Source organism: Oceanisphaera litoralis, from assembly GCF_016907015.1.
Lineage (GTDB): Bacteria > Pseudomonadota > Gammaproteobacteria > Enterobacterales > Aeromonadaceae > Oceanimonas > Oceanimonas litoralis.
The window spans coordinates 23,690-46,101 of sequence record NZ_JAFBBE010000019.1 but is presented as its reverse complement, the minus strand read 5'-3'; the positions used below and the strand labels follow the sequence as shown (position 1 = coordinate 46,101).

Genomic DNA, 22,412 nt, shown 5'->3' with positions numbered 1-22,412 from the left:
ATCAGCCGCCCATCTCGTTGATGATGGCGTCACCTATCAGCGACAAGGGCAAGGATTCGGTGGCGATCCCGGCCTTGGCGACCGCCTGGGGCATGCCGTAGACCACGCAGCTTTCTTCGTCCTGTGCCCAGACGCCGGCGCCCTGCTCTTTCAGCAAGCGTGCACCTTCGCGCCCGTCCGCGCCCATGCCGGTCAGCACCACCGCCAGTACCTTGCCACCGTAGGTTTTGGCGGCAGAGGCAAAGGTGATGTCGACACTGGGTTTGTAACTGACCTTGTCGTTACCGTCCATAATACGCAGCCGGACAGCGCCGGGGCGGCCTTCAAACAGCATCTGTCTGCCACCCGGCGCCAGATAGGCATGACCGGGACGCAGCTGATCACCATCTTCCGCCTCCTTGACCCGGATCTGGCACTGGCCGTCGAGCCGGCCGGCAAAGGCGGTGGTGAAGGTACCGGGCATATGCTGGATCAGCACGATGGGATGGGGAAAACTCGCCGGCAGCCCTGTCAATACCTTCTGCAGCGCGACCGGGCCGCCGGTCGAGGTGCCGATGGCCAGCAGTTGATAACTCTTGCCGCTGCGCCGAGGCAAGCTGCGGCGCTCGACAACCGGCTCGGCCGCAACCGGTGTGACCGGTGTGACCGATGCGGCGGCGAGGCGGCTAGCAACGCCGGAGCCGGCCGGCGCCGAGCGGGCGCGCAGCGGGCTGGACGCCGTCGCCCGGGGCGACATGAAGGCCCGGCGACGGGCAATGGCCTTGACCCTTTGCTGCAGCAACAGGGTCGCTTCCTCTTTGCTGCGGGCTATGTCTTCGAATCGTTTGGGCAAAAAATCCATGGCGCCGGCGTCCAGCGCATCCAGCGTGGCCCGGGCACCATCGTGCGTCAGTGAAGAAAACATCAGTACCGGTGTCGGGGTCGCCTTCATGATGGCTCGCACCGCGGAAATGCCGTCCATCACCGGCATTTCTATGTCCATGGTGATCACATCAGGGCGCAACAAGCGGGCTTTCTCCACCGCTTCCTGACCATTGCTGGCCGTATCCACCACGGTCAGCACCGGATCCTGCTCCAGGATCTCGCTGACGCGACGCCGAAAAAAACCGGAATCATCAACCACCAACACCCGAATAGCCATGATTATCCTCGCACTCGCTTATTGTTCTCAGGCATAACGCCGGGCATAGGCCTTGATCAGACCCGCCAGGTCCAGAATTAACGCAATGCCGCCATCACTGGTAATGGTGGCCCCGGCCATGCCGGGAGTACCGTGCAGCAGCTTATCGAGTGGCTTGATCACTACTTCTTCCTGACCGATAAGGCCATCGACCACAAAACCGACCTGCTGGTTACCCACCACCACTATCACCACATGCCCCTTTTCCTTGCGGGCCCGGCGTTCGCCTTTCAGCAGCCAGTCCTGCAGATAGAACAGCGGAATGGCCCTGTTGCGCACCACTATGGTGAGCTGGCCATCGACGGTGCTGGTACGGGTCAGATCGAGGTGGAAAATCTCGTTGACGTTGGTCAGTGGCAAGGCAAAGGTCTGCTTGCCCACCAGTACCATCAAGGTCGGCAATATCGCCAGGGTCAGGGGTACCTTGATCTGCAGCCGGGTGCCCTTGCCTTTTTCCGAGTCGATATGAATGGAACCATTCACCGCCGTAATGCCGGTCTTGACCACATCCATGCCCACACCGCGACCGGAGACATCGGTAATTTCCTGTTTGGTGGAAAAGCCGGGCGCAAAAATCAGGTTATAGGCTTCGTTGTCACTCATGCGGGCCGCACCGTCCGCATCGAGGATACCCCGCTTGATGGCGATACTCTTGAGCTTTTCCGGGTCCATACCGGCACCGTCATCTTCGATGCCGAGCTGAATATGATCGCCTTCCTGAGAGGCGGTCAAGCGAATGGTTCCCGCCCTCGGCTTGCCGGCCGCTTCGCGCTCGCCGGGCATTTCTACCCCGTGATCGCAGGAATTTCGCACCAGGTGCACCAGGGGATCGGCCAGCGCCTCCACCAGGTTTTTATCCAGATCCGTGTCTTCCCCGACCATTTCCAGATTGATTTCCTTGTTCAGGCTGCGTGCCAGATCGCGCACCACCCGCGGAAAACGGCCGAATACCTTCTTGATGGGCTGCATTCGGGTTTTCATTACCGCGCCCTGCAGATCACCGGTCACCGCATCCAGGTTGGCGACGGTTTTGGAAATATCTTCATTGTCATGGCTGGCATCGAGGCTGAGCAGACGGTTACGCACCAGCACCAGCTCGCCCACCATGTTCATGATGTTATCAAGCGTTCTGGTATCCACCCGCACCGTGGTATCCGGTGCCGGAGCCTTGGCCGGCGACTTGGCCGGCGGATTGGCCGGCGGTTTGGCCGGCGGTTTGGCCGGTGCCCTCTCGGCAACAGCCGTCGCCGCCACGATGTGGGCTCCCGACGTCGTTACCGGATCGGAGGCGGGAGGCGTCACGGGAGCAGGCACAGAGGCCGTGACCGTGGGGCCCTTGCCGGCACCATGCAACTGATCGAGCAAGGCTTCAAACTCGAGATCGTCAATCTCGTCATCGCCGCCGGAGCTCGGGCTGGGCGGTGCCGCAGCCGGCAGAGGAGCGCCACCGTGCTTGCCGACACCGTGCAGTTGATCCAGCAGCGCCTCGAATTCATCGTCGGTAATATCATCCCCGCTGCCGGCCGGGGTATTGTCGGCAACGGTGTCAACAACGGATACAGTGTCGGCAACGGATACGCTATCGGCAACGGATACAGTGTCGGCAACGGTGTCGGCAAGAGCGGCAGAGGCCATATCGGCACGGTTTCCGGCGGCTACCTCTGGTACCAGTTCATCCAGCATTTGCCGGTATTCCGTTTCGCTCAAACCGGCAATGGTCGAGTCCACCACGGGCGTCATCCCGGTATCAGCCATCGCTTCGTCGTCGCTGGCGGGCTGGCAATAACGTTCCAGGGCGTCGAGCAACGGCGGCTCGGCCGGGGTCGGATCCTTCCTGTCCTTGATTTCGGCAAACATGCTGTTTACCGCATCCAGCGCCCGCAGTATTACGTCCATCAGCTCGGAGTTCACCCGGCGCCGGCCGGTGCGCAATATATCGAACACGTTTTCGGCTTTGTGGCAGATTTCTACCAGTGCAGTCAGCGACAAAAAACCGGCACCACCTTTAACGGTGTGAAAACCGCGAAAAATCGCATTGAGCAGGTCTTTATCATCCGGTTGGCGCTCCAGTGCCACCAACTGCTCCGACAAATGCTCCAGGATCTCCGATGCCTCCACCAGAAAGTCCTGCAGAATATCCTCGTCTACCTCAAAGCCCATGTGCGCTCCTTAAAATCCCAGACTGGACAGCAGATCGTCTACGCCGTCCTGATCCGAGACCACATCATGACGATGCGCTTTATTGATGATGGGGCCTTCGGCAGCAATGGCCGAGACCGGTGCACTCTTTGGTTCGGCCCAGGCGTCTTCCATACCGGGCAAACGACCAAAGACGGAAAGAATGGCCACCAGCTTGGCCTCCACCTCGTGCGCCAGGTTGATCACCCGCCGTATCATCTGACCGGTCAAATCCTGGTAATCCTGCGCCATCAGGATCTCGGTCAGCAGTTGCCGCAACTGATTGGCATCCTGCTCGGATCCCTGTAGAAAGTCGTCAAGCTGAAAGCACAACTCTTTGAATTTGTTCAGCTCAAGCTGGCGCTGCATCAAGTCACGCCAGCCCGGCATCACCTGTTGAATACGGTCATTGAGCCGGTCTGCAATAGGCAGGCTGGCTTCTACCGCATCCATGGTGCGGTTGGCGGCCTTGTCGGTCATGTCGATGACATAACTCAGCCGTTCTCTGGCGTCGGGAATGTCATTTTCCGCCAGCTCCGGCAAGCGCGGATCATTGCGAAACTCCTGCAGCGCGTCATGCAACTGACGGGTCAACTGCCCGACTTCACCGAGCAGATCTTTCGTCTGGGGCATGCACACGTCGGCAAGATAACGGTCTGCCCCCTTCTGATCGCCACGCTCCAGCATGGCGACCAGTATCTGAGCCTGCTCCAGACTGATCATTCCTTTCTGTTGTGCCATTGTCATGCCTTTTTATCCGATACGCTCGAAAACCTTCTCGAGTTTTTCCTTGAGGGTGCCGGCGGTAAAAGGCTTGACCACATAGCCGTTCACCCCCGCCTTGGCAGCGGTAATAATCTGCTCGCGCTTGGCTTCCGCCGTCACCATCAATACCGGCAGGTGCTTGAGCCTGTCGTCGGCACGAATGGCACGCAGCAAGTCGATGCCCTGCATGCCGGGCATGTTCCAGTCGGTGACCACAAAGTCGAAATCACCGCTCTTGAGCATGGGCAAGGCGGTGGTGCCGTCGTCGGCCTCATGGGTATTGTTGAACCCGAGGTCTCGCAGCAGGTTTTTAATAATCCGGCGCATGGTTGAAAAATCATCCACGATGAGGATTTTAATGTTCTTGTTCAAGCCTTTCCTCCTATCAGCCAAGCCTTCTGCCGCTGAACAAATATCTTCACTATATCGACCCGTTATACCTTAACTTGAATCGTATATTGCGCTGTTGGCACACTAAAATACATCGAAGCCCCGATTTCGATTGTTTAATAACCACAACCGCGCATCTTCTCTTGTCATGCCCGCGCAGGCGGGAACCCAGAACCTGTGGCACAGAACGGTCAAACTACGGAACGCTTGCAAAGGCACTGGACCTCCGCCTTCGCGAGGGTGACGATAAAGGCAAAACAGCCCCACAATCCACATCAGTCATTGGATATGGCTTTATTTCACTCTTTCCATTCTTTCAGTCTGGCGCGCAAGCGGTGCATGGCCTGACTGTGAATCTGGCTGACCCGGGATTCGCTGACCTCGAGTATCCGGCCTATGTCCTTCAGGTTCAGCTCTTCGTCGTAATACAAAGACAGCACCAGGGCTTCTCGCTCGGGCAAGGTCTTGATATGACTCGACAGAGCGCTCAGGAAGCGTTGCCTGGCCATGTCGTCAAACGGACTGCCCGCATGGCTTCCCTCCTCCGCCTGATGATCAACACCGGATTCAAATTCGTCCATTTCCAGCATCTTGCCGTTGCTGGTGTCGCGCAGCATGGCGTAGTAGCTGTCCAGACTCACACCCAGCTCCTCGGCCACCTCTCTGTCGTTGGCATTGCGTCCTTCCCGCCGCTGTATGGTGGCGATGGCGGTGGAAATCTGGCGGCTGTTTTTGTGTACCGAACGCGGCACCCAGTCGCCACGGCGAATTTCATCGAGCATGGCGCCGCGAATGCGAATACCGGCAAAGGTCTCGAAGCTGGCGCCCTTGCCGGCGTCAAAATTACGGGCGGCTTCCAGCAAGCCGACCATGCCCGACTGGATAAGGTCGTCCAGCAGCACCCTGTCCGGCAATCGCGCCAGCAGATGATGCGCGATGCGACGTACCAGCCCCGCATGGCGCTCCACCAGCTGGTTGCCCTGCTGTCTGGCATACACCAGCGCCTTATTCGCCCCGGACATGGGTCTCTACCACCGGCGGCTGCAACAGTTTTTCGATAAAGAACTGCAAATGGCCGCCGGCTCGCTGGGGCGCCGGCCAGCTCTGGGCCTTGGCCGCCAGCAGCTTGATCGCCATGGCAGAAGGTGAGGCAGGGTATTGATTGACCACCAGCGTCTGGCGGCGTACCGCCAGACGCAGGTTGCCGTCGAACGGCACGCAGGCCACCAGTTCGAGCGCCGCATCGAGAAAACGGTCGGTCACCCGGGTCAGCTTGGTGAACAGCTCCTGGCCTTCGCGCTGGCTGCGCACCATGTTGGCCACGATTTTGAAGCGAAACACGCCATGGTCGCGAGACAGTATCTTGATCAGGGCGTAGGCATCGGTGATGGAGGTGGGCTCGTCACAGACCACCACCACCACCTCTTGCGCGGCCCGGGAGAAGCTGAGCACCATGTCGGAGATGCCGGCGGCGGTATCCACCAGCAGGATGTCAATCGGCGTCTGCATCTCGCTGAAGGCGCGGATCAGACTCACATGCTCCATCGGTGACAGCTCTGTCATCGACTGATTGCCGGAAGTCGCCGGTATGATCTTCACTCCCTGAGGCCCTTCCACCAGCACCTCGTCCAGGGTGCACTCCCCCCGCAATACGTGGGAAAGATTGCGCGTGACCCGGATACCCAGCAAGACATCGACGTTGGCCAGGCCCAGATCCGCATCCAGCACCATGACCCGCTTGCCCTGTGCCGCCATGGCCGAGGCCATGTTCAGGGTGATGTTGGTTTTGCCAACCCCCCCCTTGCCGCCGGTAACCGAGATAACCTGTACCCTACTTGTTTTTTGCATGCGTCGCAGTCCGCTCGCCTGGTCCTGAAACCAATTATTCATAAAAACGCGCATCCTCTTCATCAAACTCGGAGGATTCCCAGTAATAAGGATCCTCCCGACGCTGCTCTATGGTGCTCAATGCCTGTTTGACCAGTTCGAGGGCGTCCGCCAGCCGCAGGTCTTCCGGTACTCGTTGCCCATCGGTGATATAGCTGATGGGCAGGCTGTTCTGAATGCTGATGTCCAGCACATCCCCCAGCGACAGGCTTTCATCCAGCTTGGTAAGGATGCAACCGGCCAGGGGGATGCGGCGAAAGTGATCCACCGCTTCCTGCAATACCCGGCGCTGGGCCGTGGCCGGCAACACCAGATAATTGCGGATCTTGATTTGTTTATCCCCCACCAGGGTGTCGAGCTGCTCGCTGAGCCGCAGATCCCGCTGGCCCATGCCGGCGGTATCGATCAACACCAGCCGCCGATGGCGCAGCTGATACAGCGCCTGCGCCAGCTCCTCATAGGTGCGCGCCTGCTTGACCACCACCCCCATGATGCGGCCATAGGTCTGCAGCTGTTCATGGGCGCCAATCCGGTAATGGTCGGTCGTCACCAGCGCAATCTGGTCGGCCCCGTAACGGGAGGAAAAGCGGGCGGCCAGCTTGGCGATGGTGGTGGTTTTACCGACGCCGGTGGGGCCCAGCAGCGCCACGGCCCCGCCCTGGCGCAAGATGTCGTCTTCGCCGGTCATCAGTTGCTCACTCAGGGTCGCTTCAATCTGACGCCAGGCTTCATGGGGCTGCGCCTTGTCATTCACCCGCATCGCCAGCTGATCGGCAAAACCGTCGCTGAATCCCAGCCCGCTCAGCTGCTTGATCACCATGGCGCGTACCGGTTCGCGTCGTTCCACCTCCTGCCACATCAGACCCGAGACCTGATGCTCCAGCAACTGCCGGATACTGGCAATTTCCTGACGCATGGCATTCAGTTCCTTGTCCTTGGCTCCTTCGTTGCGCTTACGCTCGCGGCTGTCATGCAACTGGGGCTGAGCCTGCGGCTCTCTCGCCCCCAGCTCTCTCGCCCCCAATATGGGCTCCTGACGTTGCTCCTTGCTCGAGGCTTTCGGCCCGGGTTCGGCCCAACTACCCTGCTCGGCCAGGGTCTGGGGAGACGATTCGCGTCGGCCACGCATCAACAGCGACTGCAGGGTTTCGGACTGCTGCTTTTCATCCAGAGGGGAGATAAATTGACGGGCCTGCGACGATATTCTGACATTGTCATCCCGCAGCGGTCGTGCCACCGGGGCGACCTCTGTATCCTCGTCATCCACCGCCGCCACTATCTCGATGCCGCCCGAGACTTTTTTATTGGACATGATGACCGCGTCCGCGCCGAGCACCTCCTTCACTTCGGCCAGAGCGGCTCTCATGTCCTTGGCAAAAAATCGTTTTATCTTCATTCAAGCTACCACCCTGTTACTGCTGGCCAACAGACGCCACAATGCGGATTTGTCGATCATCAGGCACTTCCTGATAAGACAAGACCCGCAGACTGGGAATCGTGTGTTTTACAAAGCGCGCCAAGGTGGTGCGCAACATGCCGGAGGTCAGCAATATCGCCGCCTGCCCTTCCATTTCCTGATTGGCCGCCGCCTGGGCCAGCGATTGCTGCATGCGCTCGGCCAGGCCGGGCTCGATGCCGCTGCCCTGGGCGCCGCCGGCCTGCAAGGAGTTCTGCAATATCTGTTCCAGTTCTGGGGCCAGGGTGATCACCGGCAGTTCCCGCTCGGTGCCCGCTATTTCCTGCACCATGAAACGACGCAGGGCGATACGACAGGCGGCGGTCAATACTTCCGGATCCTGGCTCTTGGTCGCATACTCGGTCAGGGTCTGCAGTATGGTGCGCATGTCACGGATGGTCACTCCCTCATGCAGCAGGCTCTGCAGCACCTTGGTCACCAGGGCCAGACTCATGGCGCCGGGCACCAGCCCCTCTACCAGCTTGGGCTGACTGCGGCCTGTCTGATCGATCAGGTGCTGTACTTCCTCATGGCCCAGCAACACGGACGCATGGTTGGTCAGCAGTTGACTGAGGTGGGTGGCCACCACGGTGGCCGCATCCACCACCGTATAGCCCAGGCTCTGGGCCTGCTCGATGTGATCCTTGGCAATCCAGGTGGCTTCCAGATCGAAGGCCGGATCCCGGGTATCGATACCCTGTATCGGTCCGAAGACCTGGCCGGGGTTGATGGCCAGCTCCCTGTCCGGATAAATGTCGGCCATTCCCGAGCTCACCCCCATCAGGGTGATCTGATACTGGTTGGGGCCCAGCTCCAGGTTGTCGCGAATATGCACCGCGGGGATCAAAAAGCCCAGCTCCTGGGAGAGCTTCTTGCGCACTCCCTTGATCCGGCTCAACAATTCGCCGCCCTGGGCCTGATCGACCAGGCTTATCAGCCGGTAGCCCACTTCCAGGCCTATGGTGTCCACCTGCGCCACATCGTCCCAGCTCAGCTCTTTCATCTCGGTGCCCTGCACCGCCGGTGCCTGCTCCTGTTCCACCGCTTGCTGCGCATGACGCGCATTGCGTTTGATGGTCCACCAGGCCGCAAAGGCCGCCAGCCCACCCAGCAACAGAAAGGCGAAATGGGGCATGCCCGGCACCAGCCCCATGGTGATCAGAATGCCGGCGGCAATGGTCAGCGACTTGGGATTATCGAACAGCTGGCCCAGCATCGCCTGGCCCATGTCTTCCCGGGTATTCTGGCGGGTCACGATAATGGCGGCGGCAATCGACAGCAGCAAAGAGGGAATCTGCGCTACCAGGCCGTCACCTATGGTCAGCAGGGTGTAGATTTCGGCCGCCTCGCCGAACGGCAGCCCGTGCTGGGCCATGCCGATGATGAAGCCGCCGATGATATTGATGAACAGGATCATGATGCCGGCGATGGCGTCGCCCTTGACGAACTTGGAGGCACCGTCCATGGAGCCGTAGAAGTCGGCCTCCCGGGTCACTTCGTCCCGGCGCAGCCGCGCCTCGTCCTGATTGATCAGGCCCGCATTCAGATCCGCGTCTATCGCCATCTGCTTGCCGGGCATGGCGTCCAGGGTAAAGCGGGCACTGACTTCCGAAATGCGTCCCGCGCCCTTGGTGACCACCGCGAAGTTGATGATCATCAGGATCAGAAACACGATAAGGCCAACCGCGTAGTTACCGCCGATCACCACTGAGCCGAAGGCCTCGATCACGTTACCGGCCGCATTACCGCCCTCGTGCCCTTCCAGCAGCACCACCCGGGTCGAGGCCACGTTCAGTGCCAGCCGCAACAGGGTCGCCACCAGCAGCACGGTCGGAAAGGCGGCAAAGTCCAGCGGCCGCTGGCTGTATACCGCCACCAGCAGGATCACCAGCGCCAGGGAGATATTGAAGGAGAACAGAATATCGAGCAGCAGGGCAGGAACGGGCAACACCACCATGCCCAGTGCCGCCAGCACCAGCAGGGGCGTACCCAGCCCTTTATGAAACCACGAGGACCAGGGTCCTGCCTGTAAAAGCTTGTCCTTGAATGCCATTACCGCTGCTGTACTGCCGATGATTGATGCGGCTTAATATGCAATAAACAGGCCAGAACCAACTATAAGCCGTAAGCAATCGGCTGTAAGCAGCCCTCCCCTTGCGTTGCACCCCGCTGTCATTCCGACAAGCCGAGTCAAAGGGGAGGGTGCAGATCGACGCCGAGCTGCCCCTCCCCCTTGGCAGCGGGACCACTGGCATAACGGCAGATTTGCGCCAGGGGGAGGCTGGGAGGGGGTGTCACTTCGACAGCGGTACCGAGCCTGCGGAACATGTGAATATTCTGCAGTAACCCCTCCCCAGCCCTCCCCTTGCGTTGCACTCCGCCATTGTTCTGATGACCTTGAGGCCAAGGGGAGGGAGTAAAGCGGCTGCTTGATCAGACCCGATATTCATCCGGTATCGGCAGCTCTTCCTTCAGCGGTACGGGTTTATTGCCCTGGCCCTTGCGCCAGGCGTTAAGCTGGAAGACATAGGCCAGCACCTGGGCCACGGCCACGAAGAGGCCATCGGGAATTTCCCGGTCGAGCTTGGTGGAGTGATACACGGCCCGTGCCAGGGCAGGAGACGAAATAACCGGCACCTCGTATTCCCGGGCAATTTCCCGGATCTTGAGCGCAATCTCATCCAGCCCCCTGGCCACCACCATGGGGGCGGCACCGGGCTTGTCCTTGTCATAACGCAGGGCCACCGAGTAATGGGTCGGGTTGACCACCACCACGTCGGCGGTGGGCACCTCGCCCATCATGCGGCGGTTGGCCATTTCCTGCTGCAAACGACGAATACGGCCTTTCACCTCGGGCTTGCCCTCGGTGTTCTTGTATTCGTCCTTGATTTCCTGCAGCGTCATCTTCAGCTGGCGGGTGTGATTCCAGATTTGAAAGGGCACATCGATGGCGACGATGGGCAACAGGGCCATGCACAGCAGCAGCCCCATGTGCAGCAGCAACTCCAGCGATCCCACCATGGCGGCAGGCAGGGTCTCATCGCTCAGGCGCAGAATATTGTCAAACTGGCCCCACAGCAGCCAGATGGCCAGGGTGGCGATAAACACCACCTTGGCGATGGACTTGAGCAGCTCCACCAGCGCCTGCATGCCGAACATCCGCTTGAAGCCCTTCATCGGGCTCATGCGATCCAGCTTGGGCAGCATCGCCTGGCTGCTGAAGTTAACCCCACCGAGCAGACTGTTACCCACCAGCGCCGCCACCAGCACGATGGCAAAGAAACCAAACAGGGGCCACATCAGCCCCAGCAAGGAGTCACGCAGCGCCGGCATCATGGTCTCGGGGTCGAACAGGGCGGCCCTGTCGACCCGAAAGTTCTGCTCGAATACCCGCGACATGGCCTGGCCCAGCGCATCACCCACCATCATGAGTCCCAGCGCCGCACTCAAGAGCACGGCGGCGGTACCCAGCTCTTTGGAACGGGGGATCTGGCCTTTTTCCCGTGCCTGGCGAAGGCGTTGTTCCGTAGGCTGTTCTGTTTTTTCCTGACCGTCCGACTCCGCCATTCAGCCTCCCTCGCAGGTCAGATTAAGGGTGTCGCACATCACCGTCTGCAGCCGTAGCCACTGATTTTCAAAATGCCCCAGAAAACCGCCCAGGGTCAGCCACAGAATAAAGAGGCCACACACCATGCTGACCGCAAAACCAACGCTGAAAATATTCAGCTGGGGTGCGGCCCGGGTCAGCACCCCGAAGGTCAGGTTAATCAATAACATGGCGACAATGGCCGACAGCGACATGGCCACCGCCGCCTGAAACAGCAGGCTCAGCAGGCCGGCCAGATGTTCCCAACTGGTCACCGACAAACCATTCATCGCCACCGGCAGGGTGTCGAAACTCAGCACTATGGCTTCAATCATCACCAGATGGCCGTTCAGGGCCAGAAACAGCAGGGTGCCCAGCATCAGATAGAACTGACCCACCACGGGGGTGGACTGACCGTTGAGCGGGTCGACCATGGAGGCAAAACCCAGGCTGGTCTGCATGGCGATGATCTGGCCGGCGGTAACGAAGGTTTGCAGCAGAAACTGGGACAGCAGGCCGATCACGGCGCCAATCAGCACCTGCTGCCCGGTGATCAGAAAGCCACCGACCGAGAACAGCGCCACATCGGGCATGGGTGGCAGCACAGGTGCCACCGTCAGTGTGGTAGCGAGCGCCAGCAATACGCGGTTATAGACCGGCGTCAGCTGGGCACCGAACATCACCATGGTCATCATCATGCCGGCGATGCGGCACAGGGGCCAGAGATAAGCGGCCAGCCACATCAGGATTTGCTCGGTGCTGTAGTTCAAACGCCCTATCCTGCCATTGTTAAAGATGTGAGGGGTAAGGGGTAAGGGGTAAGGGGTAAGGGGTAAGGGGTAAGGGGTAAGGGGTAAAACACAGCCTCGCTTCACTCCTCACATCTCACTCCTCACATCTCACCCCTCACCCCTCACAAAGAGGTTACCCAACCACCTGCGGGATCTGGTAAATCATCTCGTAGAAGAAATCCATCAGCATATCGAATCCCCAGTGGGCGCCTACGGCCAGCGCGCCCAGGGTCACCAGCAAACGGGGCAGGAAACTCAGGGTCTGCTCGTTGATCGAGGTGGCCGCCTGAAACACGGCCACCACCAGGCCGATGGCCAGACTCGGCAATATCACCGCCGACACCAGCAAGGTCACCAGCCAGAGTGCGTTGCGAAAGATGTCGACGAAGGTTTCCGGACTCATTATCCCGCTCCCAGACCAAAGCTGTTGGCCAGGGTGCCCATGATCAGGTTCCAACCGTCCACCAGCACGAACAGCATCAGCTTGAACGGCAGCGAAATCAGCATCGGCGACAGCATCATCATGCCCATGGCCATCAGAATACTGGCCACCACCAGATCGATCACCAGAAAGGGCAGAAACAGCATGAAGCCAATCTGAAAGGCGGTTTTCAGCTCGCTGGTCACAAAGGCCGGTATCAGCACCCGCAGCGGCACTTCGGCTTCGCTGTCGACCTTGATATCGGCGATGTCGAGAAAGGTGTCGAGATCCCTGACCCGGGTCTGGGCCATCATGAAGTCGCGAATCGGCAACTCGGCCCGGGCCAGGGCTTCCCGGGAGCCGATTTCTTCCGCCAGATACGGCTGCAGGGCATTCTCGTTCACCCGGTCCAGCACCGGCGACATGATGAAAAAAGACAGAAACAGGCTGATGCCGATCAACACCTGATTATTGGGACTTTGCTGCAGGCCCAGCGCCTGACGCAGAATCGACAGCACTATGATGATCCGGGTGAACGAGGTCATCATGATGACCATGGCCGGCAGGAAAGACAGCGCCGTCATCAGCGCCAGTACCTGCAGGGTCAGGCTGTATTCCTGGCTGCCATCGGTATTGGTGGTGACCGTCACCGCCGACATGCCCTGCTGGGCCATGGCCGGCCCTGCCAGCAGCAGCACCGGCACCATGAACAGCCAGCCGCTACGATTTCGCATCATGACGCCTCGCCGGCAGGGGACCGGCCTGTTCCGCAACCAACGGCTGCGCAAGCTTGCCCAGATCGGATATCTGCTGGGCGGTCACGCCCAGCAGCCGCTGCTCTTCGCCCACCTGCACCACCAGCAGGCGTTCACGCTGCCCCAACGCCAGGGTCGCCACTATCTTGAGTTGGCGGCTGCCGCCCAGCAGCGCCCCCCCCCGCAACCGGCGTAACAGCCAGCCCAGGACCAGGATCATCCCAATCACCAGCACCGACGACAGCGCCCACGAATCCCAGCGGATTTCCGGCCCCTGCGCCAGCGCCGTGGCCGGCAGCAACAGTAATACCGATACCGATAACAGACGCATTATTTCAGCTTTTTGATGCGTTCGGTCTGGCTGATCACATCGGTCAGCCGAATACCGAACTTGTCGTTCACCACCACCACTTCGCCATGGGCGATCAGGGTGCCATTGACCATGACGTCCAGCGGCTCGCCGGCCAGCCTGTCCAGCTCCACCACGGATCCCTGGTTCAGCTGCAACAGATTGCGGATGCTGATCTTGCTGCGGCCCACTTCCATCGAAATGGTCACCGGAATATCCAGAATGGCGTCAAGTTTCCGACGCTCGTCACCGGATAACGGCGCCGCGTCACCGCCATTGAAATCATCCAGCTCGACCCGCCTTGCCGCCGATGCCTGTTCTTTCCCGCCTTCCCCGGTCACCGGCTCGGCCATGGCTTCGCCCCAGGCATCACCCAGCTCATTCTGTTCATCACTCATGATGCATCCTCAATGGTTCTTTCCAGTTCTTCCAGTTCGGCCTCGCCGTCGATTCGCACCCCGCGGCGAGTAACATGACTCAGCTCGGTCTTGACCGTTTCCGGCTTCTTGATTTTTTCGGTGATCCGCACCGCCATGCTCTCGCCGGCCCGCCCCAGCCGGCCACGGAAGCTGGGCAGTTCCTCCACCGAGACCAGCAAATGCTCGGGCATGTCCACCGGAATGATATCGCCGGCCTGCCACTCCATGATGGCGCGCAGGCTCAGCTCCTTTTCCAGCAACTTGACCGACATATCCACCCCCACATCGAGGATTTCATCACGCAGCGCCTTGCCCCAGCGCAAATCGTTTTCACCCTTGTCGCTTTGTACCCCCGCATCCAGCAGCTCGCGAATGGGCTCCAGCATGCCGTAGGGCAGGGTCACATGAAAGTCGCCGCCGCCGCCATCCAGCTCGATATGAAAGGAGCTGACCACCACCACCTCGGTCGGACTGACGATATTGGCCATGGTCGGATTGACTTCCGAGTCCAGATATTCGAATTCCACATCCATCACCGGCGCCCAGGACTCCTTGTAATCCTCGAACACCAGTTTCAGCAACAGCTGGATCACCCGCCGCTCGGTAGGGGTGAATTCACGGCCCTCGATCTTGGCATACCGGCCATCGCCACCGAAGAAGTTGTCCACCAGAATAAACACCAGCCGGGCTTCCATGGTGATAAGGCCAATGCCCTTGAGCGGGCGAAAGCGCACCATGTTCAGGCTGGTCGGCAAAAACAGCGAATGCACGTATTCGCCGAACTTGATCATCTGCACCCCGTTGACGGACACCTCGGCGGTGCGGCGCATCATGTTGAACAGACTGATGCGCATATGCCGGGCGAAGCGCTCGTTGACCATTTCCAGCGTCGGCATCCGCCCGCGAACGATGCGATCCTGGGAAGAAAAGTCGAACATGGAAACGCCGCTTCCATCATTGACCTCTTCTTCCGCTACATCCTCCACCCCGTGCAACAGGGCATCAATTTCATCCTGAGATAACAGATCGCTCACGAATCACCTATTGCATTACGATACCGGTAAAGAGCACCTTTTCTATCAGGGGTGCTCCCAGCTCTTTCGTCAATACCGCGTTCAACCCGTGCAGCGCTTCCTGGCGGACCAGCTGTTTGCCTTCGGCCGACAGATAGTTATCGGCGCTCTGACGACTGAACACCGTCAGCAGCACACTTTCCAGCAACGGCAGGTGACGCCTGGCCTTGCCGTCATTGGCGCTGCCCCGGATCATTAACTGAACCTCAACCTGCACCAAACGGTCCCGTCGGCCGGCAGGCACGGAAAAGACAAAGGGCCGGGAGAAACCGACATAGTGCACCTGATTATCCTCTACCGACGCTTCAACCTGTGCCTCGGCACCGGGCATCCACCACCAGGTCAGGCCTGCCGCCGTCACCGCCAGCAGCGTGACGGCTATCCAGACAAGTTTATGTTTGTACCATGCCACCCCCGGCATGGTCAGTTCATCGGCCATGTTGTTTCTTTATCCTTACTGAACAGTGAAGGGATCACTTGTTTGAATCATGCAAAAAAATCAATTCTGCCGGTGTCACGGGCAGTCAGCCGCGTTCGCGCTTCCTCTGGCAACGCCAGAGATTCACCGCCGTCGGCGGTGCCGTGCAAGCCCTCACGGGAGCCTGCTTCCGACGATTGAGCTTCCTGCCCGGTTTCCTGCTGCGCACCCTGATTGAAGCCCCCCTGCTGGCCCTGACTCAGGTTCAGCCCCTGCTGACTCATCATCTCTCTCAGCCGAGGCAAGGCCTGATCGAGCAGCTCCCGGGCCTGGGGATGGCTGGCCACAAACTGCACCTGCACTTCACCCTGCTCCATTTTCACCTGAATTCTGAGGCCGCCCAGCTCCGACGGATTAAGACGAATATCCGCCTCCTGCAGGTTCTGGCTCACCATCACCTGCACCTGCTGCGACAGTTGCCTGGCACTCTGCTCGGGGGAGCCGTGCAGGGACAGGGGGCGATCCGGCGACAGGGCGCGCTCGTTCGATAACAGCGGCGCCTGCCCCTCTCGGTTCAACGCCAGATTCGCGTTTATGCCACCGTCGCCTGCCGGCGGCAGCGGGTTGCCGCTGTCGCTCCCGTCGGATTGCAGCAGGCGGTGACTGTGCGCTATCTGTTCCAGCCAGTCGCTTGTCGGCTCATCGGACGTCTGCGGTATCTCGTCCGGCTCTTCTCGCCTGGCAGCCCGTCCAGACCGTTCGGACCGCTCGGACCGCTCGGCATTCAGGTCGGTGGCTTCCGCCTCCATGGTCTCCCCGGCCTGCACCGCCTTGAGCTGAGCCTGCCTGGCTGCCAGCGCTTCCCGGGCGGCATCCTCTTCGCCGCTGGTGTCTGCCGTCGCGTTCGCCTGAGCCGAGCCTTCCCCATAGTGCACTGCGGTGTTACCGGTTGCGTTTGCCGATTTTAGATCCTGCACGGGTGCGGACTGGCTGCTTAGAAAAGGCTCGCCTGCACCATGGTGCTTGTCATCCTCCGCTACCGGCTCCTGCTCTTCCTCGCGGGAGGCCTTGCCGGGCACTTTTTTTGATGCATTGTTCGAGACGTTGTTCGAGACATTGTTTGAGACAGTGTCCGAGGTATTGTTAAAGGCATTGTTCGAGGCACTGTTCGCGGCATTGTGCCTGGTGCTATCGGCGGCAGCAGGCTCCCGCCCGGCCAACAGCTCGGCAAAACCGGTATCGCCCTTTTCGTTTGCCGCCAGGCCGCCCGCCTTCGCCCCGGCTCCGCTCGTGGCCGTCACCCTGCCTATCATCATGCCCACTCCCCGCTTGTAGTGTGATCAGGCCATATGGCCCTGGTGCGCCGGCTCAGATGCCTGCCCGTGACAAGCAAAACACATACCAGTTGTTAAATACTCTTCTTGTGAAACCGGTAGATGGCCAGATTATCCAGCATTTTCTGCTCCTGCCGGTGGCTGTCGAGCCGCTGTCGTTCGGCCTCCCGCTCCAGCAGCTTGTCGATGGCCTGCTTGCGGGTACGTATCGCCATCCAGGCGCTACGGCTTTGCTCCAGCTGTTGCCTGGCCTGCTGCAGGCCGGCTTGCTGCTGTTGCCGAGACAATTCCAGCTTGTCGATAAAACCCTGAAAGTGACCGAACTGATGCGCGCTGAGACCTTGTTGGCCACGGCGGTGAAATTCCTGACTGTAGTGGCGCTGATACTGGCTCAGGGTCTGCTGCTGCTGCTCCAGCCGTTGCAGTTGCAGCCGGGCGGCACCCAGCTCTGCCGCCGCCTTGCGTTCCTGGCCATCGAGCTGATCCAGCAATAACCGTAGTGCCCGACTCATCCGCCGGCGCTCAGCAAGGGATGACTGATGCTTTCCAGCTCGGCCAGGCACATGGGCAGCGCCATCACGTCTGTCATGCTCTGGGTCAGGAAGTGATCCAGCCGGGGACGAATATGAATGGCCATGTCCAGCCGGGGGTCGGCACCGGACTGATAGGCGCCGAGATTAATCAGGTCGTGATTCTGCTGATAGAGGGCATAGGCCTGTTTGACGGCACGGGCCTGCTGCTGGTGCGCCTCCGTGGTCACCGCCGTCATTACCCGGCTGATCGACTTTTCGATATCGATGGCCGGGTAATGGCCGCTGTCGGCCAGTTGCCGCGACAGCACTATGTGGCCATCCAGGATGGCCCGGGCCGCATCGGCGATGGGATCCTGCAGATCGTCCCCTTCGGTCAGCACGGTGAAGAAGGCGGTGATGCTGCCCTGGCCTTCGGTGCCGTTACCCGCCCGCTCCACCAGCGCCGGCAGGCGGGCAAACACCGAGGGCGGATAGCCCTTGCTGGCCGGGGGCTCACCCACTGCCAGCGCAATTTCCCGCTGAGCCTGGGCATAGCGGGTCAGGGAGTCCATCAGCAGCAGCACGTTGAGCCCCTGATCGCGAAAGTATTCCGCCAGGGTCAGTGCCGTTTCGCAGCCCTTGAGTCGCATCAGGGGCGATGCATCGGCCGGCGCCGCCACCACCACGGCGCGAGCCCGGCCTTCTTCGCCGAGAATGACATCGATGAACTCTTTGACCTCCCGGCCCCGTTCACCAATCAACCCCACTATCACCACATCGGCCCTGGCGCCGCGGGTCATCATGCCCAGCAGCACACTCTTGCCGACCCCCGAGCCGGCAAAAAGCCCCATGCGCTGGCCCTGCCCCACGGTCAGCAGGGCATTGATGGCGCGCACCCCCACGTCCATCGGCGCCTCGATGGGCTGGCGTGCCATCGGGTTCAGTCGCTGGGCGGTAAAATCGGCGGTGGTACTGGTGACGATGGGGCCCAGGCCGTCCAGCGGCTGGCCGATGCCGTCGATCACCCGCCCCAGCAATTCCATGCCCACCGGCACCCCTGCCCCCTGCCCCACCGGCGTAACCCGGGCCCCGGGGATCACGCCCTTGAGCGATTCGCTGGGCATCAAAAACAGCCGATCGTCGGCAAAACCGACTACTTCGGCGTTCATTTCACCAAACATCGTCTGAATCTTGCACTGACTGCCCACGGCGGCGGTACAGCCCACCGCCTCCAGCGTGAGGCCCACCACCCGGGTCAGCTTGCCACTGGCCGCCATGGCCGGCATCAAGCCCCGGGTCTGATAGGCAGCCAGCCGCTCAGGGAGCGTCATGGAAACGATGCCAGTTGGCCTTGAGGAAGTTGGCCATCAGCTCGTCGATACGCTGTGCCAGGCTCACATCCAGCTCGGACATCGCGGTTGTGACCCGCAGATCGCCCCGGGCCAGATCCGGCTCGCTTACCAGCTCCCACCGTCGCTGGCGGCGGCTTTTTTCATCGAAATGCTGCTCGATAATGGCCATATCGTCCGAGTGCAGGTACAGGGTGATGTCGCCCTCATGGCCCGGCAAGGCCGCCACCGCCTCACGCACCGTGGCCAGCAATAACTGCGGCGAGGTGGTGGCTTCGGTTTTGAGCAGATTACGGGCCAGCTCCTGCGCCAGGGTAACCAGGCTCTGCTCCACCACCTTGTCCATCTGCGCCAGCGGTGCCTGCAACCGTTCCAGCAGCTGCTGCCATTGCTGCAGTTGCCGGTCGATTTTTTCCTGCCCTTCCGCCAGCCCCTGCTCCAGCCCCTGCTCCAGCCCCTGCTTGAGGCCGGCCTCGTGGCCCTGCTGCAAGCCCGTCAGCCGCCCTTCTTCCTGCCCGGCAACCAGGCCCTCCTGTTTGCCCTGTTCAAAGCCTTCCTCATAGGCGGCCTGGCGAATGGCTTCCAGCGCCTCGGCCGTCAGCGGCTCGGGCTCGGGTTCCGCTATCGGCTCGGGAGCGGCCACCTCGGCCCGGCGCTTGATATTAAGCGCCCGCTCTTTGGGCTCGGTTCCGGGTTGGGTCATGTCCGGCCAGGGCCAGTGCTCGGCGGCCGCGTTGTCATCGCGGGGCGGATGGCCATGACCAGAGGAATAGGCGTTACGACTCATATAAAGTCATCTCCGCCGCCCTTGGACAGCATCATCTCACCGCTGTCCGCCAGGCGACGGGCGATGGCCAGAATTTCTTTCTGGGCCAGCTCGACCTCGCTCACCCGCACCGGACCCATGGCGTCCAGATCGTCCTGCATCATTTCGGCGGCCCGCTTGGACATGTTGCGCAGAAACTTGTCCTTGAGCTGATCATCCGCTCCCTTCAGGGCCCGCTGCAACAGCTCGCCGCCAACCTCGCGCAGCAGTATCTGCACGCCGCGGTCATCCACATCAATCAGGTTTTCGAACACGAACATCAGATCCTGAATCTTCATGCTCATTTCTTCGTCTTCGTCACGAATGGCCTCCATCAGCGCCCCTTCGACGGTGGTATCCAGGTAGTTCATGATACTGGCAGCGGCTTTCAGGCCCCCCATCTTGGCGGCCTTGGCGCCACTCTGGCCGGCAAACTGTTTTTCCATGATGTCGTTCAGCTCTTGCAGCGCCGCCGGCTGCACTTCTTCCAGCTCGGCAATGCGCATCACCAGATCCAGGCGCAACGGCTCGGCAAACAGCTGCAGAATTTCGGCGGCCTGCTCCGGATCGAGATAAGACAGCACTATGGTCTGAATTTGCGGGTGTTCGTTGAGAATAATACCCGCCACCTGGCGTGCATCCATCCACTTCAGCGAGTCCAGCCCGCGTGAACCGGCACCGGCCGAAATCTGGTTGACCAGGCGGCCGGCCTTGTCTTCGCCCAGGGCCGAGACCAGGGCGTTGCGCACGAAGTCCTGACTGCCCACACCGATTTTGGTGAAGCGCTGAATATCCTCGATAAAGTGACGATGCACGGCCCCCACCCGGTCGGGGCCAAAATCGCCGACCGAGGCCATTTTCATGCCCAGCCGCTGCACCTGTTTGGGGTCGAGATGACGAAAAATCTGGGCCGCGTCCTCTTCCCGCAGGCTCAGCATCAACAGCGCCGCCTTTTCGGTACCCGTCATCTTGTCGAGCAGCTGGCGCTGCTCGTCGGTAATCATCAGTTGCTGAGGTTGCTGAGTATCAGTCATCGGCTTTCACCCAATCTTTCACCACCTGCGCCGCCAGATCCGGTTCGTTGGCCACCAGGGCCCTGACCGCCGACAGCACATCTTCATCCTTATTCAGATCCGGCAGTTGCAAACGCCCTTCGCGGATGCCGAACATAGTGTCGTCCTGCTCCGCCTGCTGGGACAGCAACGCCAGATGGTCATTGCCCAGCAAGGCGTTCTGGCCATCCAGATCCACGGCTTCCGGCATTTTTTCATCGCTGCCCAACAGGCGCAGCACCATGGGCCGCACCAGGGTCAGCAGCAACACAATCAGCACCAGAACGGCGCCGAGAATCCGGGCCAGATGCAAGAACCAGGGCTGTTCATAAAAAGGGATACCGGCAATATCGTCAAGCCGGGGCCGATTGAACGCCACCGACACCACCTCGATGGCATCGCCCCGGCTTTCGTCGAAGCCCAGGCCGCCCCGCAGCAGCCGGTCGATGCGTGACAGCTCTTCCGGCGTCAGTGCAAGTCGCTCCGTGGTGCCATCGGCGTTGCTGACGGTCTTGTGATCCACCGCCACCGATACTGTCAGCCGACGCACATCACCGGTCGCATTCCGGGTATGACTGATGGTGGTGTCCAGTTCGAAATTGCGGGTCGATTCACGGCGGGTACGCTCGCTATTTTGTTTTTCCTGCGCCAGCCCGGCGGCCTGTTCGGGAGTCTCGCTCTCGGCCGGCGGCTGATTGGTGAGCGCGCCCGGAATGCCGATGGCTCCCATGCCGGAAGTATTGTCTTCCATCACCATTTCCGAGCGTACCGCCGGCAGCTCGGGATTGAACGACTTGACGGTCTGCTCTCTGCGGGTGAAGTCGAGTCGCACATCCACCTCGGCGGTGTAATTGCCCAGGCCCAGCACCGGGCTCAGAATGGCGTCAATTTTCTGTCGATACTCGGCTTCCTGCTTCTGCTGCAGTTCGAATTCACGACGGGTACGGGCCGACTGCGGATCCTGCGAGCCGGAATTGAGCAGGCGCCCGTTCTGATCGGTCACCGTGACCCGGCCCGGCGTCATGTCCGGCACCGCCGAGGCCACCGTATCCACGATGGCGTCCACTTCTTCCTGACGCAGGGTGCCGCCCCGGCGCAGGTTCAACACCACGGTGGCGCTGGGCTGACGCTTGTCGCGCACAAAGACGTTTTCCCGGGGGATGGCCAGCAGCACCTGGGCCTGAGCCACGCTGTTGTATTGCTCTATCACCCGCGCCAGCTGTCGTTCGCGGCTCAGGTTGAGCCGCTCCCGCTCCAGGCGCTGGCTAATGCCGAAACCGGGGTCGGACAGCAGAATCGAATCGCCCTCGGGCGGGCTCTGGCTCAGGCCGGAACGACGCAGCTTGAGCTGAATGTCGGAAAATTGATCGGCGCGCACCAGCACGGTACTGCCATCTATGGTGTATTCGAGCTTCTGCGCATCGAGAAAGTCGAGGGTTTCAATCAGTTCCTGATTGTTGTACATACCCAGCGGTCGCATCTGGGGTTCCTTTCCCCAGAGCAGAATAAACACCGCCATCGCCAGACAAATGGCCAGCGCCAGCACGATAATGACCTGACGCAGAATATCGGTGTTGCCCAGCAGGGCGAAAGGCGTGCTTTTCCGCTCTTTGGCTCCCGGAGAGCCCGCCTCACTGGCGGCAAGTGCGGATTTGTCGGTATTCACCAACGGATTATCAGCCACCCATCAAG

22 protein-coding genes are annotated in these 22,412 nt (G+C 60.6%); all 22 read right to left on the bottom strand.

The features are described 5' to 3' along the window. Position 1 precedes the first annotated feature (1 nt). Entirely contained in the window at positions 2-1,141 is a 1,140-nt protein-coding gene (locus HNR62_RS12310) for a protein-glutamate methylesterase/protein-glutamine glutaminase (protein ID WP_204796390.1), read from the bottom strand. Positions 1,142-1,168: 27 nt separating this feature from the next. Beyond that, positions 1,169-3,340, bottom strand: a complete 2,172-nt coding sequence (locus HNR62_RS12305; RefSeq protein WP_204796389.1) for a chemotaxis protein CheA — start codon at positions 3,338-3,340, stop codon at positions 1,169-1,171. Positions 3,341-3,349: 9 nt separating this feature from the next. Then, on the bottom strand, positions 3,350-4,099 hold the full coding sequence (locus tag HNR62_RS12300; protein ID WP_204796388.1) for a protein phosphatase CheZ: 750 nt from the start codon (positions 4,097-4,099) through the stop codon (positions 3,350-3,352). Between the two features lie 12 nt (positions 4,100-4,111). After that, the gene (gene cheY / locus HNR62_RS12295; protein WP_204796387.1) at positions 4,112-4,495 is read right to left on the bottom strand and encodes a chemotaxis response regulator CheY; all 384 of its coding nucleotides are present in this window, start codon (positions 4,493-4,495) and stop codon (positions 4,112-4,114) included. Positions 4,496-4,812: 317 nt separating this feature from the next. Next, positions 4,813-5,535 (bottom strand): RNA polymerase sigma factor FliA, encoded by a 723-nt coding sequence (locus tag HNR62_RS12290; protein ID WP_204796386.1) that lies wholly within the window; start codon positions 5,533-5,535, stop codon positions 4,813-4,815. Then, entirely contained in the window at positions 5,519-6,403 is an 885-nt protein-coding gene (locus tag HNR62_RS12285; protein ID WP_204796385.1) for a MinD/ParA family protein, read from the bottom strand. The genes HNR62_RS12290 and HNR62_RS12285 overlap by 17 nt, the downstream gene beginning before the upstream one ends. Further along, positions 6,396-7,796: a flagellar biosynthesis GTPase FlhF gene (flhF, locus tag HNR62_RS12280; RefSeq protein WP_204796384.1), complete on the bottom strand. Its 1,401-nt coding sequence runs from the start codon at positions 7,794-7,796 to the stop codon at positions 6,396-6,398. Before flhF ends, HNR62_RS12285 begins: the two co-directional genes overlap by 8 nt. Before the next feature lie 16 nt (positions 7,797-7,812). Next, positions 7,813-9,909, bottom strand: a complete 2,097-nt coding sequence (flhA, locus tag HNR62_RS12275; RefSeq protein ID WP_204796383.1) for a flagellar biosynthesis protein FlhA — start codon at positions 9,907-9,909, stop codon at positions 7,813-7,815. A 380-nt stretch (positions 9,910-10,289) separates the two neighbouring features. Continuing rightward, a complete protein-coding gene (gene flhB / locus HNR62_RS12270; RefSeq protein WP_204796382.1) occupies positions 10,290-11,423 on the bottom strand; it encodes a flagellar biosynthesis protein FlhB in 1,134 nt (377 codons plus the stop codon). Continuing rightward, positions 11,424-12,212, bottom strand: coding sequence for a flagellar biosynthetic protein FliR (gene fliR, locus HNR62_RS12265; protein WP_204796381.1), 789 nt, complete (start codon positions 12,210-12,212; stop codon positions 11,424-11,426). Between the two features lie 154 nt (positions 12,213-12,366). Further along, entirely contained in the window at positions 12,367-12,636 is a 270-nt protein-coding gene (gene fliQ, locus HNR62_RS12260) for a flagellar biosynthesis protein FliQ (RefSeq protein WP_204796380.1), read from the bottom strand. Continuing rightward, complete coding sequence (gene fliP, locus HNR62_RS12255) at positions 12,636-13,391, bottom strand: flagellar type III secretion system pore protein FliP (RefSeq protein WP_204796379.1); 756 nt, start codon at positions 13,389-13,391, stop codon at positions 12,636-12,638. Before fliP ends, fliQ begins: the two co-directional genes overlap by 1 nt. Further along, positions 13,375-13,743 (bottom strand): flagellar biosynthetic protein FliO, encoded by a 369-nt coding sequence (gene fliO, locus HNR62_RS12250; RefSeq protein WP_420827162.1) that lies wholly within the window; start codon positions 13,741-13,743, stop codon positions 13,375-13,377. The genes fliP and fliO overlap by 17 nt, the downstream gene beginning before the upstream one ends. Further along, positions 13,740-14,156: a flagellar motor switch protein FliN gene (gene fliN, locus HNR62_RS12245; RefSeq protein WP_204796377.1), complete on the bottom strand. Its 417-nt coding sequence runs from the start codon at positions 14,154-14,156 to the stop codon at positions 13,740-13,742. Before fliN ends, fliO begins: the two co-directional genes overlap by 4 nt. Further along, entirely contained in the window at positions 14,153-15,211 is a 1,059-nt protein-coding gene (fliM, locus tag HNR62_RS12240) for a flagellar motor switch protein FliM (RefSeq protein ID WP_204796376.1), read from the bottom strand. Before fliM ends, fliN begins: the two co-directional genes overlap by 4 nt. A 7-nt stretch (positions 15,212-15,218) precedes the next feature. Further along, positions 15,219-15,689 (bottom strand): flagellar basal body-associated FliL family protein, encoded by a 471-nt coding sequence (locus tag HNR62_RS12235; RefSeq protein WP_204796375.1) that lies wholly within the window; start codon positions 15,687-15,689, stop codon positions 15,219-15,221. A 47-nt stretch (positions 15,690-15,736) separates the two neighbouring features. Continuing rightward, positions 15,737-16,984, bottom strand: coding sequence for a flagellar hook-length control protein FliK (locus HNR62_RS12230; RefSeq protein WP_204796374.1), 1,248 nt, complete (start codon positions 16,982-16,984; stop codon positions 15,737-15,739). 92 nt (positions 16,985-17,076) lie between these two features. After that, complete coding sequence (gene fliJ / locus HNR62_RS12225) at positions 17,077-17,514, bottom strand: flagellar export protein FliJ (RefSeq protein ID WP_204796373.1); 438 nt, start codon at positions 17,512-17,514, stop codon at positions 17,077-17,079. Beyond that, a complete protein-coding gene (gene fliI, locus HNR62_RS12220; RefSeq protein WP_204796372.1) occupies positions 17,511-18,845 on the bottom strand; it encodes a flagellar protein export ATPase FliI in 1,335 nt (444 codons plus the stop codon). Before fliI ends, fliJ begins: the two co-directional genes overlap by 4 nt. After that, positions 18,832-19,650, bottom strand: coding sequence for a flagellar assembly protein FliH (gene fliH / locus HNR62_RS12215; protein ID WP_204796371.1), 819 nt, complete (start codon positions 19,648-19,650; stop codon positions 18,832-18,834). The genes fliI and fliH overlap by 14 nt, the downstream gene beginning before the upstream one ends. Then, entirely contained in the window at positions 19,647-20,702 is a 1,056-nt protein-coding gene (gene fliG / locus HNR62_RS12210) for a flagellar motor switch protein FliG (RefSeq protein WP_239552776.1), read from the bottom strand. The genes fliH and fliG overlap by 4 nt, the downstream gene beginning before the upstream one ends. Continuing rightward, positions 20,695-22,386, bottom strand: coding sequence for a flagellar basal-body MS-ring/collar protein FliF (gene fliF, locus HNR62_RS12205; protein WP_420827161.1), 1,692 nt, complete (start codon positions 22,384-22,386; stop codon positions 20,695-20,697). Before fliF ends, fliG begins: the two co-directional genes overlap by 8 nt. Between the last annotated feature and the right edge of the window lie 26 nt (positions 22,387-22,412).

What these genes read in the sequence shown, in the direction of transcription:
- HNR62_RS12310 (WP_204796390.1), bottom strand. Translation starts at nt 1,141, where the DNA reads ATGGCTATTCGGGTGTTGGTGGTTGATGATTCCGGTTTTTTTCGGCGT.
- HNR62_RS12305 (WP_204796389.1), bottom strand. Translation starts at nt 3,340, where the DNA reads ATGGGCTTTGAGGTAGACGAGGATATTCTGCAGGACTTTCTGGTGGAG.
- HNR62_RS12300 (WP_204796388.1), bottom strand. Translation starts at nt 4,099, where the DNA reads ATGGCACAACAGAAAGGAATGATCAGTCTGGAGCAGGCTCAGATACTG.
- HNR62_RS12290 (WP_204796386.1), bottom strand. Translation starts at nt 5,535, where the DNA reads ATGTCCGGGGCGAATAAGGCGCTGGTGTATGCCAGACAGCAGGGCAAC.
- HNR62_RS12285 (WP_204796385.1), bottom strand. Translation starts at nt 6,403, where the DNA reads ATGAATAATTGGTTTCAGGACCAGGCGAGCGGACTGCGACGCATGCAA.
- flhF (WP_204796384.1), bottom strand. Translation starts at nt 7,796, where the DNA reads ATGAAGATAAAACGATTTTTTGCCAAGGACATGAGAGCCGCTCTGGCC.
- flhA (WP_204796383.1), bottom strand. Translation starts at nt 9,909, where the DNA reads ATGGCATTCAAGGACAAGCTTTTACAGGCAGGACCCTGGTCCTCGTGG.
- flhB (WP_204796382.1), bottom strand. Translation starts at nt 11,423, where the DNA reads ATGGCGGAGTCGGACGGTCAGGAAAAAACAGAACAGCCTACGGAACAA.
- fliQ (WP_204796380.1), bottom strand. Translation starts at nt 12,636, where the DNA reads ATGAGTCCGGAAACCTTCGTCGACATCTTTCGCAACGCACTCTGGCTG.
- fliP (WP_204796379.1), bottom strand. Translation starts at nt 13,391, where the DNA reads ATGATGCGAAATCGTAGCGGCTGGCTGTTCATGGTGCCGGTGCTGCTG.
- fliN (WP_204796377.1), bottom strand. Translation starts at nt 14,156, where the DNA reads ATGAGTGATGAACAGAATGAGCTGGGTGATGCCTGGGGCGAAGCCATG.
- HNR62_RS12235 (WP_204796375.1), bottom strand. Translation starts at nt 15,689, where the DNA reads ATGGCCGATGAACTGACCATGCCGGGGGTGGCATGGTACAAACATAAA.
- HNR62_RS12230 (WP_204796374.1), bottom strand. Translation starts at nt 16,984, where the DNA reads ATGATGATAGGCAGGGTGACGGCCACGAGCGGAGCCGGGGCGAAGGCG.
- fliJ (WP_204796373.1), bottom strand. Translation starts at nt 17,514, where the DNA reads ATGAGTCGGGCACTACGGTTATTGCTGGATCAGCTCGATGGCCAGGAA.
- fliI (WP_204796372.1), bottom strand. Translation starts at nt 18,845, where the DNA reads ATGACGCTCCCTGAGCGGCTGGCTGCCTATCAGACCCGGGGCTTGATG.
- fliH (WP_204796371.1), bottom strand. Translation starts at nt 19,650, where the DNA reads ATGAGTCGTAACGCCTATTCCTCTGGTCATGGCCATCCGCCCCGCGAT.
- fliG (WP_239552776.1), bottom strand. Translation starts at nt 20,702, where the DNA reads ATGACTGATACTCAGCAACCTCAGCAACTGATGATTACCGACGAGCAG.